The organism is Mycobacteroides saopaulense, from assembly GCF_001456355.1.
Taxonomy (GTDB): Bacteria; Actinomycetota; Actinomycetes; order Mycobacteriales; family Mycobacteriaceae; genus Mycobacterium; species Mycobacterium saopaulense.
This window is the reverse complement of the sequence record NZ_CP010271.1, coordinates 3547890-3561449: the sequence shown is the minus strand read 5'-3', so window position 1 is coordinate 3561449 and position 13560 is coordinate 3547890. Positions and strand designations below refer to the sequence as shown.

General features: G+C 65.3%; 14 protein-coding genes. 11 read left to right on the top strand and 3 right to left on the bottom strand.

The genetic code is table 11. The annotated features are described in order from the left end of the window. The first annotated feature begins 35 nt into the window (after window positions 1–35). The 10 genes from MYCSP_RS17815 (at window position 36) to rplO (ending at window position 7859) form a co-directional block, all read left to right on the top strand. Window positions 36–2051 carry an acyltransferase family protein gene (locus tag MYCSP_RS17815; RefSeq protein ID WP_083013494.1) on the top strand — a complete coding sequence of 672 codons (2016 nt, stop codon included), beginning with the start codon at window positions 36–38 and terminating at the stop codon, window positions 2049–2051. A 372-nt stretch (window positions 2052–2423) separates the two neighbouring features. Further along, window positions 2424–2951: a hypothetical protein gene (locus tag MYCSP_RS17810; protein ID WP_088415659.1), complete on the top strand. Its 528-nt coding sequence runs from the start codon at window positions 2424–2426 to the stop codon at window positions 2949–2951. Between the two features lie 57 nt (window positions 2952–3008). Continuing rightward, window positions 3009–4361: an NADP-specific glutamate dehydrogenase gene (gene gdhA / locus MYCSP_RS17805; RefSeq protein WP_083013495.1), complete on the top strand. Its 1353-nt coding sequence runs from the start codon at window positions 3009–3011 to the stop codon at window positions 4359–4361. 56 nt (window positions 4362–4417) lie between these two features. Next, the gene (locus tag MYCSP_RS17800) at window positions 4418–4909 is read left to right on the top strand and encodes an MBOE_33420 family protein (protein ID WP_070909398.1); all 492 of its coding nucleotides are present in this window, start codon (window positions 4418–4420) and stop codon (window positions 4907–4909) included. 264 nt (window positions 4910–5173) lie between these two features. Then, a complete protein-coding gene (rpsH, locus tag MYCSP_RS17790; protein WP_005055710.1) occupies window positions 5174–5572 on the top strand; it encodes a 30S ribosomal protein S8 in 399 nt (132 codons plus the stop codon). A gap of 15 nt (window positions 5573–5587) precedes the next feature. Further along, a complete protein-coding gene (rplF, locus tag MYCSP_RS17785) occupies window positions 5588–6127 on the top strand; it encodes a 50S ribosomal protein L6 (protein ID WP_070909399.1) in 540 nt (179 codons plus the stop codon). 2 nt (window positions 6128–6129) lie between these two features. Then, complete coding sequence (rplR, locus tag MYCSP_RS17780; RefSeq protein WP_083013497.1) at window positions 6130–6537, top strand: 50S ribosomal protein L18; 408 nt, start codon at window positions 6130–6132, stop codon at window positions 6535–6537. 37 nt (window positions 6538–6574) lie between these two features. Continuing rightward, complete coding sequence (rpsE, locus tag MYCSP_RS17775; RefSeq protein ID WP_043076465.1) at window positions 6575–7240, top strand: 30S ribosomal protein S5; 666 nt, start codon at window positions 6575–6577, stop codon at window positions 7238–7240. Next, window positions 7233–7415, top strand: a complete 183-nt coding sequence (rpmD, locus tag MYCSP_RS17770) for a 50S ribosomal protein L30 (protein WP_005055719.1) — start codon at window positions 7233–7235, stop codon at window positions 7413–7415. The genes rpsE and rpmD overlap by 8 nt, the downstream gene beginning before the upstream one ends. 3 nt (window positions 7416–7418) lie before the next feature. Next, window positions 7419–7859: a 50S ribosomal protein L15 gene (rplO, locus tag MYCSP_RS17765; protein WP_030096716.1), complete on the top strand. Its 441-nt coding sequence runs from the start codon at window positions 7419–7421 to the stop codon at window positions 7857–7859. A 127-nt stretch (window positions 7860–7986) separates the two neighbouring features. Here rplO and MYCSP_RS17760 read toward each other — a convergent pair whose 3' ends face one another. The 3 genes from MYCSP_RS17760 to MYCSP_RS17750 all read right to left on the bottom strand — a co-directional run bounded on the left by MYCSP_RS17760 (window position 7987) and on the right by MYCSP_RS17750 (window position 11669). Further along, complete coding sequence (locus MYCSP_RS17760) at window positions 7987–9216, bottom strand: serine hydrolase domain-containing protein (RefSeq protein WP_088414556.1); 1230 nt, start codon at window positions 9214–9216, stop codon at window positions 7987–7989. Window positions 9217–9277: 61 nt separating this feature from the next. Beyond that, complete coding sequence (locus MYCSP_RS17755) at window positions 9278–10081, bottom strand: hypothetical protein (RefSeq protein ID WP_083013499.1); 804 nt, start codon at window positions 10079–10081, stop codon at window positions 9278–9280. Window positions 10082–10088: 7 nt separating this feature from the next. Beyond that, window positions 10089–11669 carry a sensor domain-containing protein gene (locus tag MYCSP_RS17750; RefSeq protein ID WP_083013500.1) on the bottom strand — a complete coding sequence of 527 codons (1581 nt, stop codon included), beginning with the start codon at window positions 11667–11669 and terminating at the stop codon, window positions 10089–10091. Between the two features lie 105 nt (window positions 11670–11774). Between MYCSP_RS17750 and sppA the strand changes: the two genes are divergently transcribed. Further along, window positions 11775–13526 (top strand): signal peptide peptidase SppA, encoded by a 1752-nt coding sequence (gene sppA, locus MYCSP_RS17745; protein WP_070909404.1) that lies wholly within the window; start codon window positions 11775–11777, stop codon window positions 13524–13526. The last annotated feature ends 34 nt before the right edge of the window (window positions 13527–13560 follow it).

The following is a 13560-nucleotide window of genomic DNA, read 5'->3' as shown; positions in this document are numbered from 1 at the left end:
TCAATCTGGAAACGCTCGTAATCTAGACTCGGCCGGTGGTTGACCGCCGTCGGGATATTCAAGGTTTGCGAGCGGTCGCCGTTCTCCTGGTCGTCGCGTATCACAGCGGCTTGCCTGTCCCCGGTGGATTCGTGGGCGTCGACGTCTTTTTCGTCATCTCCGGATTCGTGATCACCCGACTGCTGCTGCGCGAGACCGAGCGAGCCGGGAGCATCGACTTGCGCCGCTTCTACGCGCGCAGAGTCCGCCGGCTGCTGCCCGCACTTGCCCTGCTGATCGTGGTAGTGCTCCCGATGACGGCGGTCATTCAAAGCCCCCTGGGATCCATGCAGGTGGCGGCCCGGACAGCGGCCGCGGCGGCCTTGTTCATCTCGAACGCGGTGCTGTTCCTGGAGCCCTCTGGATACTTCGCAGCCCCGGCAGCCATGAATCCTTTTCTGCACACCTGGTCGCTTGCGGTGGAAGAGCAGTTCTATCTGATCTTTCCGGGTGTGATGGTGCTGGCCGCCTGTGTGGCGGCGCGTCGGCGGGCCAGTCGCCCGGCTGTCACCTTCGTGCTGCTTCTGGTGCTGTCGCTCGTGTCGTTCCTGCTCGCGATCTACCTGACGGCGAGCACCGGTTTCCCATTTCACGCGCACAACGCGGCCTTCTCGTTCTACAGCTCGCCCACGCGCGCATGGGAATTCGGGGTCGGTGCGCTGATCGCGCTGGGTGAGAACCGGATACGCCGATGGGGTGCGCGCACGGCGCTGCCACTGGCGGTCCTCGGCGCTGCCGGTGTCGTCTGGGGTGCGTTCGCGATCTCCGCTGCCGACCCCTTCCCGGGATTCAATGCGCTGATTCCTGTGCTGGGGTCCGGGCTGCTGATCGTCGCGGGGACGACGTCCTCGCAGCAGCCGGTCGGCCGGGCGTTGTCGTCGGCGCCGATGCAGTGGATCGGCGATCTGTCCTACAGCTGGTATCTGTGGCATTGGCCGGTGATCGTCTTCGTCAACAACACGGTCGACGCCCGGTATCGGTGGGTGCTGCCCTGCGCGGGCGTGCTGTCGCTGCTCCCGGCCTGGCTGTCGAAACGCTACGTCGAGGATCCCATTCGCACCGGGCGCGTGCTCGCCGATCTTCGCGCGCCGCGGCTCGCGAAGACGTCCGTCGGCCTGGCGGTGCTCGTTTCCGCGGTGACCTTTGGTGCCGCGCAGATAGCCACGCCGGAGATCCGTGACGCGCGCGCACAACGAGTGGCCCACCTGGATGTGGATCGAGGGTGCATCGGCAACATGCCCGACGACGACAAGACCCGCCGGGACTGCCTGTGGCCCGAAGGCGCAGAAGTCGACGCGCGGTCAGTCGTTCTGCTCGGCGATTCCAATGCCGGACAGTTCGCCGAGGCGCTTGTCCCGGCGGCCGCACAGCAAAACCGGACGATGATCCTCGCGACCAATGCCGCCTGCCCGTTCGTCGAGCTGGTGCTCGAGCCCTCGCCGCCCGGCTGCCTTGACTTCGTGCAGCGCTGGACGCGTGCTCTTGCCGATATCCGGCCAGGTTTGGTGGTGATCGCCTCGGCATCGAGCGACTATTTCTTGGCCGATCAACACGTCAGGTTCCGCCTGCCGCAGAGCGAGTCCTGGGTTGGCGACGACGCCGGCAAGGCTCGCGTGTGGGAACAGGGGATGGGTGCGGTGCTCCAGAAGTTGGCGGCCGCGGGAGTTCCGGTTGTCGTCGTGCACACCCTGCCGCACTTCGTGAACTGGGACCTGTACAAATGCCCGGGTTATCGGGTCTGGATGTCGCCGTCCCGATGCGGTCGCTCCGCGGCATTGGCGGAAATTAGGCGGCACCAACAACCGGTCGCCGAGGCCGAACAGCGCGCCGCTGGCCGCCTCCGCGGCGTGTCCACGGTCGACCTGAGTCCGGTGATCTGTCCCGATGGCGTATGCCGCACGAATATCGGATCCCGATGGGTGGCGCGCGACGGTGGGCACATCACCGTCGGCGAATCGCAACGGCTGCAGCCGGAATTCACGCGCCTCATCGCTGAGCACGCCCGCCCATGAGTCGGGCCGGCAGGGTGTGCGCCCCCTGCCCGGGTGACTCCGGAGTGACGCTGACAGTCCGTGATCAGCAACCATCAATGCTGTGCCGGGGGGCTTCTGCAGCCCCGTGCGCGCGGCCATTGCGATTCTCGCCAGCATGATTAGACACTTTGCTAGAGGCGCGGTAGGTGTGGGAGTTGATTGTGCAGTGTGTTGTGCATCGCGTAATAGTTGGCTGAGTTAGCGGTAGGTGTGGCGCTGGTATACCTTGGTGATGCCGCATTGCTGATAGTCCGGCAGTGGCTCGACACACTCGCTGATCTGGAGGGTTGGGTGGCGAGAGATGTTGAAGAAATCATGTCTGAGCAAATTATGACGAATGGACACACACCGATGCAGGTCTCGCAGGGTCGACGAGAAATTACCAAGGCGCGGTTGCGCGCAACCGGAGTGGCAGCGCTTGCAGCGTTGGCTCTAGTGGCACTTCCGGGTGTGGCCAGTGCCGACTCCGAGGTGCTGCAGTCCAGTGATCAGTTCGGCTTGCGCTTCGAGAAGAGCAGCACGCCCCAGCCCGAAGGAGCGACCACCACCGTGACGGTGCGCACCGGCGACGGCAAGGTTGTGCAGACGATCTCCGAGCCGTTCAAGGGCTGGCTCGGCAACGCCAAGGTCGAGTTGCTCGATATCGATCAGGACGGACGCGACGATCTGCTGGTTCAGGTCGATGCGCGTGTGAAGGACGGGAAATGGGCCATCTGGCACGCGGTGGGCACCAACCCCAAGTTGTCGCGCGTCGGTGTGGTCGACGGGCATCCTGAGAGCGCCGGACCGGGCCTGATCCGGACCGAGACCGAAGAGGGCACGTTCTTCTACACCATCAAGGGCAACGCGCTGGCCACGGCGCCCGCACCTGCTGCCTGACCACTGGGTCTTATGCCGCGTTGTTAGCCAAATGTGCTGTGGTGCACCCTATTAGGTATGCCAGAGGCTTTGCACCCCGTCTTCCAGCCACGTTTCGAGACCGTTCTCGCACGTAACCCAGGAGAGGCGGAATTTCAGCAGGCCGTCTTCGAGGTGATGGCCAGTTTGACTCCGCTGGTGGGCAAGACGCCGGACTACGACCGCTGGTCGATCCTGGAACGGATCTGTGAGCCCGAGCGGCAGATCATCTTTCGCGTCCCGTGGATCAGGGATGACGGTGCCGTCGAGATCAACCGCGGCTACCGGGTGGAGTTCAACTCCGCGTTGGGCCCGTACAAGGGTGGTCTGCGCTTCCATCCGAGCGTGAACTTGTCGATCGTGAAGTTCCTGGGCTTCGAGCAGATGTTCAAGAACGCCCTCACCGGGCTCCCGATCGGTGGCGGCAAGGGCGGATCGGACTTCGATCCCAAGGGCCGCTCGGACGCGGAGATCATGCGCTTCTGTCAGTCCTTCATGACCGAGCTCTACCGGCACATCGGCGAATACACCGATGTGCCTGCCGGCGACATCGGCGTAGGACAGCGCGAGATCGGATATCTCTTCGGGCAGTACAAGCGCATCACCAATCGCTATGAATCCGGTGTGTTGACGGGGAAGGGGCTGCCCTGGGGTGGATCCCAGGTGCGTACCGAAGCCACCGGCTACGGCGTCGTGCTCTTCGCCCAGGAGATGCTCGCGATGCGCGCTCAATCGCTGGACGGGAAAACGGTGGTGGTGTCGGGCGCAGGCAACGTCGCCATCTACGCCGTGGAGAAGGCTCAGCAGCTGGGCGCGAAGGTCATCGCCTGCTCGGACAGCGACGGCTATCTCGTCGACGAACGTGGGCTGAATCTCGAACTCCTCAAGGAGATCAAGGAGATTCGCCGCGGTCGCCTGTCGGAGTACGTCGCAGAACACGGCGGCGGAGCGCGTCAGGTCACCGACGGAAGCATCTGGGAGGTGCCCTGCCAGGTCGCCTTGCCGTGCGCCACTCAGAACGAGCTCGACGGCAAGGATGCCCGCAGGCTCATCGACAACGGTGTGCAGCTCGTCGCCGAGGGCGCCAACATGCCGTGCACTCCCGAGGCGGTGAAGTACTTCCAGGACGCGGAGGTGCTCTACGCGCCGGGCAAGGCATCCAACGCCGGCGGGGTGGCGACCAGCGCGCTGGAGATGCAACAGAACGCCAGCCGGGATTCGTGGTCGTTCGCGCAGACCGAGACTCGCCTGCAGTCGATCATGCGGTCGATCCACACCACGTGCGTCGAAACCGCCGAGCACTACGGCGACCCCGGAAACTACGTGACGGGTGCCAACCTTGCCGGATACACGCGCGTCGCCGACGCCATGGTCGCGCTCGGCGTTATCTGAGGATCTTGTTCGATCGTTCGGCTTCGGACGCGCATCAGCTGTGTTATCAGTGACATATGCGCAGCTGGGGCGCGTTGGCGCTCGCGGTCGTCACGGCATCCTCCGGTGCCGCGGTGGCGCGCGCCGACCGGCCCGAGCCGGTGCCGCTGTACGGCACCTACGACACCTATCTGGACCATTCGCGGCAGACCTTCGAGGGCAGGCCGGACCCTTCGGACCCGTCGACGCAGGCCGCCAGCTTCACCACCACGTGCACCGCGCAGGGATGCGTCGCGCACTGGCTGCGGTTGGCCGAGCTGGCCGACAACCCCAATGCGCCCGCCCTCTTCGACTATCGATGGAACGGCGATCGATGGGAATCGGCCGCGAACTATCCGTTCCACTGCGACGACGGCGGCGCGGTGACCGCGGCCAGGTCCGACTTCCTGGTGCCGAACGGCGACGGCAGCTTCTCCGGTGAGCGGACATTCGCGGTGGGTGCGCCCGGATGTCCGGGCGACGGCCCGGGCACCTACTGGCTGCCGTTCACGTTGACGCCGACGAGCTGAGCTCGATCGTCGCCGATTTGGTCCGTACGTCCAGCTCACCTACACTTGACCGGTTGCCTGGGCTGTGTTTCGCCCATGGCCGGTCGACATGTGCTTTCGGGTTCCAGGAACAGCACTGCCGATGTACGACCCCTGACCGAACCCGGTCAGATACGGAAGATCACTTCGCAGTAGGCCCACGATGTGATGTACCAGGCCCTTTACGGGAACCGGTACGAGCATGCTGCATGGGAACCGCGGCGAGAAAGGTTGATGGACTCTGTCATGACCATGACTGATCCGATCGCAGACTTTCTGACACGTCTGCGCAATGCCAATTCGGCATACCACGATGAGGTGACCCTTCCGCACTCGAAGATCAAGGCCAACATCGCCGAGATCCTCAAGCGCGAGGGCTACATCACCGATTACCGCACCGAGGACGCCCGCGTGGGCAAGAACCTGGTTGTCTCGCTCAAGTACGGCCCCAGCCGTGAGCGCAGCATCGCCGGTCTGCGCCGCGTGTCGAAGCCCGGTCTGCGTGTGTACGCAAAATCCACCAATCTGCCCAAGGTTCTCGGTGGCCTGGGCGTGGCGATCATCTCCACGTCCACTGGCCTGCTCACCGACCGCCAGGCAGCCCGACAGGGCGTGGGCGGCGAAGTCCTCGCGTACGTCTGGTAGGGGAGGACTAAAAACATGTCGCGTATTGGTAAGCAGCCGGTGCCGGTTCCTTCGGGAGTGGACGTCAACATCGACGGCCAGAACATCTCCGTGAAGGGCTCCAAGGGCACCCTTGAGCTGACAGTGAGCGAGCCGATCTCGGTGTCGCGCAATGACGATGGCGCCATCGTGGTGACCCGCCCGGACGACGAGCGGCGCAACCGCTCGCTGCACGGCCTGTCCCGCACCCTGATCGCCAACCTGGTGACCGGTGTGACCCAGGGTTACACCACCAAGATGGAGATCTTCGGCGTCGGTTACCGCGTGGTGGCCAAGGGCTCGAACCTGGAGTTCGCGCTCGGTTACAGCCACCCGGTGCTGATCGAGGCGCCCGAGGGCATCACGTTCGCGGTCGAGACCCCCACCAAGTTCTCGATCAGCGGAATCGACAAGCAGAAGGTTGGCCAGATTTCGGCCAACATCCGCCGCCTGCGTCGTCCGGACCCCTACAAGGGCAAGGGCATTCGCTACGAGGGTGAGCAGATCCGCCGCAAGGTCGGAAAGACAGGTAAGTGACCATGGCTCAAACCAAGACAGAATCGAAGCAGCACGAGCCCGTCGGCAAGAGCGTCTCGGAGGTGCGTCGCGCCTCGCGTCTGCGTCGTCACGCACGTCTGCGCAAGAAGGTGTCCGGCACCGACGAGCGGCCGCGTCTGGTCGTCAACCGTTCGGCTCGCCACATCCACGTGCAGCTGGTCAACGATCTCACCGGTACCACCCTGGCGGCGGCCTCGTCCATCGAGCCCGATGTGCAGGCAGTGGACGGCGACAAGAAGGCACGCAGTGCCCGGGTCGGTCAGCTGATCGCCGAGCGTGCGAAGGCTGCCGGCGTGGACACCGTGGTGTTCGACCGTGGTGGCTACACCTACGGTGGCCGGATCGCCGCACTTGCCGACGCCGCCCGCGAGAACGGGCTGGTGTTCTGATGTTCGGACTTGCTCGGATTTTCCAAGAAGGGACAGCATGATGGCGCAGCGCAATTCGGGCGCTCCCGACAATGCAGGCGGCTCCAACGACGGTCGCGAGGGCGGCCGTGGACGCCGTGACAACCGCGACGACCGTCGTGGTGGGCGTGACAACGCCGAGAAGAGCAACTACCTGGAGCGCGTGGTCACCATCAACCGCGTCTCCAAGGTCGTCAAGGGTGGTCGCCGGTTCAGCTTCACCGCGCTGGTGATCGTCGGCGACGGCAACGGTCTGGTGGGCGTCGGCTACGGCAAGGCCAAGGAAGTTCCGGCCGCCATCGCCAAGGGTGTGGACGAGGCTCGCAAGAACTTCTTCCGCGTTCCGCTCATCGGCGGCACCATCACCCACCCGGTTCAGGGCGAGGACTCCGCCGGTGTCGTCATGCTGCGTCCGGCCTCGGCCGGTACCGGTGTGATCGCCGGTGGCGCTGCCCGCGCGGTGCTGGAATGCGCCGGCGTGCACGACATCCTGGCCAAGTCGCTGGGTAGCGACAACGCCATCAACGTGGTGCACGCAACCGTCGCGGCGCTCAAGCAGCTGCAGCGCCCCGAAGAGGTTGCGGCCCGGCGCGGTCTGCCCATCGAGGACGTGGCACCGGCCGGCATGCTCCGGGCCCGTGCCGAGTTCGCAGCTGCGGCAGCACAGGGAGGCAGCCATGGCTGACGTGAAGATCACCCAGGTGCGCAGCACCATCGGAGCCCGATGGAAGCAGCGCGAAAGTCTGAAGACACTGGGTCTGCGCAAGATTCGTCAGACCGTTGTCCGTGAGGACAACGCGCAGACCCGCGGCCTGCTCCAGGTGGTTCGCCACCTGGTCACCGTCGAGGATGTGAAGTAAGCAATGACCATCAAATTGCATCACCTACGCCCGGCCCCGGGCTCCAAGACCGAGCGCACCCGCGTCGGTCGTGGTGAGGGGTCCAAGGGTAAGACCGCGGGTCGCGGTACCAAGGGCACCAAGGCACGCAAGAACGTGCCGGTGACCTTCGAGGGTGGGCAGATGCCCATCCACATGCGGCTCCCGAAGCTCAAGGGCTTCAAGAACCGCTTCCGCACCGAATACCAGGTGGTGAACGTGGCCGACATCGAGCGGCTGTTCCCCGAGGGTGGCGACGTCACCATCGAGGCCCTGGTTGCCAAGGGTGCGGTGCGCAAGAACGAGCTGGTGAAGGTGCTCGGCAACGGCGACCTCAAGGTCAAGGTGTCGGTGACTGCCAACAAGTTCAGCGACTCGGCCCGCGAGAAGATCACCGCCGCAGGCGGATCGGTCAACGAGGCCTAGTAACCGCTTTCCGGAAAGGGCGTCCATCTTCGGATGGGCGCCCTTTCTCTTTCGCCGAGTGCATACCAGGTGCAGGGCCATCGCGGGAATCGCCCGCGTGCGGTATGCGCTCGGCGAAACACGGGGCTCATGTCTGCGGGCGTGTGCCCAGCACATCTCGAAACAGTGCCTGACGCAACGCGAGTTCACGGGGATCGCTGAACAGGTGAAAGCCCAATCGGTTCATCACATAGGCGAATCCGACACCGGTGTCAGGGTCGGCAAAGCCGAACGATCCGCCGAGGCCAGGTGTCCCGAACGCCTTCCCGGACGACCCGAAGACACAGTCGCGGAACGGTTTGCAGTACCCCAGTGAGAACACCGAGTCGACGTGCAGCACCTTGTCTCGGATGCCTCCGGTAGGAGGCACGGCGGGCTCGGTCACCGTTTCGAGAGTCGCCGGTGTGAGCCCGAGTTCGGCCCCACCGGTTGCCGCGCAGCCGTATGCGCGAGCTACTGAGCGTGCCGAGCCGATCCCATTGGCGGCGGGCATCTCGACGGTGCGCACCTTCTCCTGGTTGAAGTCGGTCATCGCGTCGATATCGTTGGGCAGGTTGGCACTTCGGCCGGTCAGACCCCGCGGATTCAGTAGCGCCAGCACAAATCGGGGCGGCATGGTGTTGAGGTGCAGCAGCGCCTCCTGACGCTTCCAGCCGTGCAGTTCGGCCACCCGGCCGCGGTCCACCGATGCGGGCAGTCCGATGTGCAGGTCCAGGCCGAGAGGAGCGGCGACCTCGTCGGCGAAGAACTGTCCGATGGTGCGGCCGGCGGGGTCGGTGCGACGGATGAGCTCGGATTCGTACCAACCCAGGGTGAGAGCGTGGTAGCCGTGTCGGGTGCCCGGTGTCCACGCCGGTTTTTGGGCGGCGAGCACCGCGGAGACCTTGGCAGGGTCGTTCAGGTCTGCCAGCTTCAGCGGTGCGTCGAGCGCGGGCAACCCGGCCTGGTGCGACAGCAGCTGCCGCACCGTGACCTCGGCCTTGCCTGCCTGCGCGAACTCCGGCCAGTAGTCCGCGACCTTTGCGTCGTAGTCGAGCAGACTGCGCGATGCCGCAACGGAAACGGCAAGGGATGCAACACCTTTAGTCGTGGAAAACATGTTGACTATGGTGTCTTCGCGCCACGGGTCCTTGGTGAGCCCGTTGCGGTAGCCGCCCCACAGGTCGACGACCTTCACACCGTCGCGATACACCGAGAGGGCGGCACCGATCTCGTCTCCGCGCGCGAAGTTGGCGCGGAACGCGTCGGCGATCCTGCCGTACCCCTCGTCGACATCGCCGCCGATCAGAGCGGGTGAGACCGTCATCTTGAGCGTCATCCGATAGTCATACCATCGGGCGCGCAGGGCGGACGGCGATTCAGCTCCATGGTGCGCCCGGCTAGCGCTGCCGGTAGATCTCGGCCACCCACGACTGCTTGCAGAATCGGTCCTGTGCCGTCGGCGGATCGATACCGGCGTCCGTCAACGCCTGATTCCTCGCCGCGACGCGTCCTGGGGGGTCATCGTCGAAATTGAAGGAGCACAACGTGTTGTCGTTGGTGTACCAGGCGCGGGCAGGATCGGGCGGGTCCGGCCAGTCGGCGGCCTGCACGAACATGTTGCCCACTTCGACGATCTTGTCGTCGACGAACCGGTAGACGGAAACCCGTCCCGACCCGGCGCCGGTGCTGGCGTAGAACGCGGTGAAACCCTCATCGGTAATCCGGAAATCCGGATATCCGAAGACCTGTCCCGCGCGGGCGTACTTGCCCGAATCCTTGCCCACCCGCCACACATCCAGGGTGTCGCCGTCCGAGCCGACGTTGTCGATCACCACCAGCTCTTCCCTGCCGTCGCGATCGAGGTCGGTAAGAAGCGGTGGCGTTCGTTCCGGCTTGTCGACCGGGACGGTAAAGGTCTGGGTCAGATTCCCGTTGGGCTCGTACACCTTGATGGTGAGGGGCGGGGTGCCCAGCACCTCGAACCTGAGTTTGGCCGAATCGTTGGACCGCAGCACGCAGTCCAGCGCCGGATCCGGATCCGGCTCGACTGCCTGCGGCTTGATCGAAGAACACGCGGGCAACGAGTCCAAGCGGCTGGGCGGTGGGCTCGTTGACGTGTTGGTGCGATGGATGCCGCCATTCGTACATGCCGTCAGGGCGATCCCCATGACGAAAAGTGCTGTCGCGTAACACGTTTTCACAAGTGCCTCACCGTGTGCCCTGTCTGTACAGCGTTGGCACCCACGGCTGCAGACAGAAGTGCTCCTGGGCGGTCGCAGGGTCGACGCCCGCCGCGCGTAGCGCGTCCATGCGTGCCCCCAAGGCGCCCGGTGGATCATCGGACAGGTTCATCGCGCATTTGACGTTGGCGTTGAGGCGCCACTTCGGATCGTCGAGCGGCTTGTTGTCGACCCGTCTTTCGGTGTCCAGCAGTGCCAGCACCGACAGCTTGTTGTCCACGAACCGGAACAGCGCTGCCACCCCGGCGTCGGCACCGTTGCGCGAGAAGAGCCCGATGAATCGATCGGAGGTCATCCAGAACCGAGGGACACCGAAAATCGTTCCGGTCATATCGAATTGATCGGAATTGGGCCGCGAGCGCCACACGTCCATGAGGTCGCCGGCCGGGTCACCCGTCGCCCTGACCACCAGCAGCTCCTCGCGCTTGTCCTGGTCCAGGTCCTGCAGGAAGGGCACGCGCTGCTGGAAAATCGGATCGGGTACGCGAATCGATTGCAACTGTGCGCCACTGCCGTTGAACACCCGAATGGTGCCCGCCGGGGTGCCCAACACCTCGAAGATCACACCGCTGCCATCCGACGTGCGAATTGTGCAGTCCAGCGCCGGATCGGGTTGTGGGTTTCCGGGTTGGGCCGCGACGGTGTCGCAGGTGGGCAGGCCGGCCAATCGCCCGGCGTTCTGTTCCGGGGGTGGCGGAGCATGTTTGGCATTGGCGATGGTGGTGGCCATCAGCTGGTCCAGCAGACCGGTGTCCACCGGTTCGGTGCCTTCCACTTCGAAGACGACCGAGCGCACCCTGGCCAACACGACGCGCTGTGCGCGCACCCCCGACGACTGCTTGTCGGCGGAGGTGTCGTCGAGATCGGTGCCGGCGCTGGTGTAGACGTAGGTCGGCACTCCGTCCACGATCGGGCCAGGGGCGAAGGTATCGGTGACATGCCGATTGCGCACCTCCGGCTTGGCGAACGTGGGGAACGCCTTGTCGTACTGCCCGCATTTCTTGATCCAGTTGGTGGTCAGCGCGAACACATCGGTGTTCTCGCGTTCACGGTTCACCGTGACGACGATGCGGCCACCGGCAGGATCCACCTCGTGAAGCGTCGAGGCCGCGTAGTACAGATTCCAGTCCGAACCATCGGGTGCTCGCGAAAAAGACTTGCCGAAGGGTGTGTACAGGCATTCAGGCGGTCGAGTTTCACCGTCGGTCTGACCGTGCATGCCCAGCCCGGAGCCGTCGTCGGAGGCGATGTCGGGTGCGCGCGTCTGCCCTTGTGGGGGAAAGTCGGCAGCCGTGGGCAACAGAGCGGCGAGCTCGGCGTTGTTGCGACCACCCAGATCCGCGTGGTTGGGGTGGAATTTGCCTCGATACTCCGGGAACAGCCCGGGATAACTGCGGGTGGGTGCTGCTGCCGTCGACGACGTGGATTGTGACGGTGTCAGCTCACGCGATCCGGACGTATCGATACATCCGGACACCGAGGTCACCGCCAGTAACGCAGCGACCTGAGCCATGGCCTTCCGGGCCGTCGTCGTCCGTACACGTGTCATCGTTGCCCCTCCGCCAGCGAATGGTTCCGACCCTACGCGTCGACTGGTACGGCAGCACGGATTTATGGCCGGGAGGATCGCCGCATTCGTCGGTACGCTCAAGACATGTTCGCTTTCACCGCGCCCACGGATGTTCACGACCTGCTGGCCAAGGTCGATACCGCACGTCACCGGGGCGTACCGCGGGACTGCATCCTGGAGCTCGACCTGCTGGAGGTTCCTCCGGAAACCGTCAGCTTCGATCCGCTGGGACTGGTGTTCTCGGGGGCCAGCCGACCGCTGTCGCTGCGGCACACCATCGCCGCCATCCATCGCGCGATCGACGATCCACGGGTGGCCGGCCTCATCGCCCGTGTGCAGATCCCGCCCGCCGCGGCCGGAGCAGTCCAAGAGCTGCGGGCCGCGATCGAGGCTTTCAGTGCGGTGAAGCCGAGCGTGGCGTGGGCCGAGACCTACCCGGGCACGCTTTCCTACTACCTGGCGTCGGCCTTCGGTGAGGTCTGGATGCAGCCCTCCGGCACGGTGGGGCTGATCGGCTTCGCGGCCAGCGGAACCTTCCTGCGTGGCGCCCTCGACAAGGCCGGGGTGGAGGCACAATTCCTGACCCGCGGCCAATACAAGTCGGCGGCAAACCTTTTCACCGAAGACGGCTACACCGAGGCGCAGCGGGAAGCGGACGGCCGTCTGCTGGAAAGCCTGTCCGAACAGGTGCGTGACGCCGTGGTGGCGTCGCGAAAGCTCGACCCCGACGAGGTGGACGCGCTGGCGGACCGGGCGCCGTTGCGACGCACCGACGCGGTGGCCGGGGGATTGGTGGACCGCATCGGCTACCGCGACGAGGCATATGCGCGGATCGGCGAGCTGACGGGTGTGCGGAACGGAAACGAACCGCCGCTGCTGTATCTGGCGCGCTACGCACGGGCCACCCGGCCGCAGGTGCCCAGCCTGCCTGCCCTGCCCGGACGTTCGTCGCGGCCGACCATCGGCGTGGTCACCCTGGCCGGGCCCATCGTGAGCGGGCGCAGCGGTCCCCGGCTCTTCCCGCCGGGCCCCGCCAGCGGCGGTGACGTGATCGCCGAGGCGCTGCGCGATGCCGTCGCCGACGACTCGGTGGCCGCCATCGTGCTGCGCGTGGACAGCCCCGGCGGATCGGTCAACGGTTCGGAAACCATTTGGCGGGAAGTGGTTCGGGCGCGCGAGGCGGGTAAGCCGGTGGTGGTGTCCATGGGCGCGGTCGCGGGGTCGGGTGGCTACTACGTGGCCATGGCTGCCGATGCGATCATCGCCAATCCGGGAACCATCACCGGGTCGATCGGCGTGATCACCGGAAAGTTCATCACCCGCGAACTCAAGGAGAAGCTCGGTGTCGCGTCGGACACCTTGCGTACCAACGCCAACGCCGACGCGTGGTCGAGTAACGAACCGTTCACCGACGAGCAGCGCGAGCTGGTCGAGGCCGAGATCGACATGCATTACGACGATTTCGTGCAGCGGGTCGCCGAAGGGCGGAACCTCAGCGTGGACGCGGTGAAAGCTGTTGCCCAGGGCAGGATCTGGTCGGGCAGGGACGCGTTGGAGCACGGACTTGTCGATGAGCTCGGCGGGTTCCGCGATGCCGTGACCAAGGCCAAGAAACTCGCGGACATCGATGCCGACGACGACGTGCGGGTCGTCAACTTCCCGAGCTCGCCGTTGGCTTCGATGCTGCGACAGCGGGCATCGTCGCAACCCGCCGCCGCGGCCGTCACCGATGCGGTGCTGGGACGGGTCGCGCAGCTGGCGCTGGAAACGGTGCAGCGCGCGCAGCGATCGATCGGCAGCGCACAGGCGCTGATGTCGGGCGACTATCGCTTTTAGTCGCGCCGCACCAGCATATTTCGCCGGGACCAGC

What these genes read in the sequence shown, in the direction of transcription:
- MYCSP_RS17810 (WP_088415659.1), top strand. Translation starts at nt 2,424, where the DNA reads ATGCAGGTCTCGCAGGGTCGACGAGAAATTACCAAGGCGCGGTTGCGC.
- gdhA (WP_083013495.1), top strand. Translation starts at nt 3,009, where the DNA reads ATGCCAGAGGCTTTGCACCCCGTCTTCCAGCCACGTTTCGAGACCGTT.
- MYCSP_RS17800 (WP_070909398.1), top strand. Translation starts at nt 4,418, where the DNA reads ATGCGCAGCTGGGGCGCGTTGGCGCTCGCGGTCGTCACGGCATCCTCC.
- rpsH (WP_005055710.1), top strand. Translation starts at nt 5,174, where the DNA reads ATGACCATGACTGATCCGATCGCAGACTTTCTGACACGTCTGCGCAAT.
- rplF (WP_070909399.1), top strand. Translation starts at nt 5,588, where the DNA reads ATGTCGCGTATTGGTAAGCAGCCGGTGCCGGTTCCTTCGGGAGTGGAC.
- rplR (WP_083013497.1), top strand. Translation starts at nt 6,130, where the DNA reads ATGGCTCAAACCAAGACAGAATCGAAGCAGCACGAGCCCGTCGGCAAG.
- rpsE (WP_043076465.1), top strand. Translation starts at nt 6,575, where the DNA reads ATGATGGCGCAGCGCAATTCGGGCGCTCCCGACAATGCAGGCGGCTCC.
- rpmD (WP_005055719.1), top strand. Translation starts at nt 7,233, where the DNA reads ATGGCTGACGTGAAGATCACCCAGGTGCGCAGCACCATCGGAGCCCGA.
- rplO (WP_030096716.1), top strand. Translation starts at nt 7,419, where the DNA reads ATGACCATCAAATTGCATCACCTACGCCCGGCCCCGGGCTCCAAGACC.
- MYCSP_RS17760 (WP_088414556.1), bottom strand. Translation starts at nt 9,216, where the DNA reads ATGACGCTCAAGATGACGGTCTCACCCGCTCTGATCGGCGGCGATGTC.
- MYCSP_RS17750 (WP_083013500.1), bottom strand. Translation starts at nt 11,669, where the DNA reads ATGACACGTGTACGGACGACGACGGCCCGGAAGGCCATGGCTCAGGTC.
- sppA (WP_070909404.1), top strand. Translation starts at nt 11,775, where the DNA reads ATGTTCGCTTTCACCGCGCCCACGGATGTTCACGACCTGCTGGCCAAG.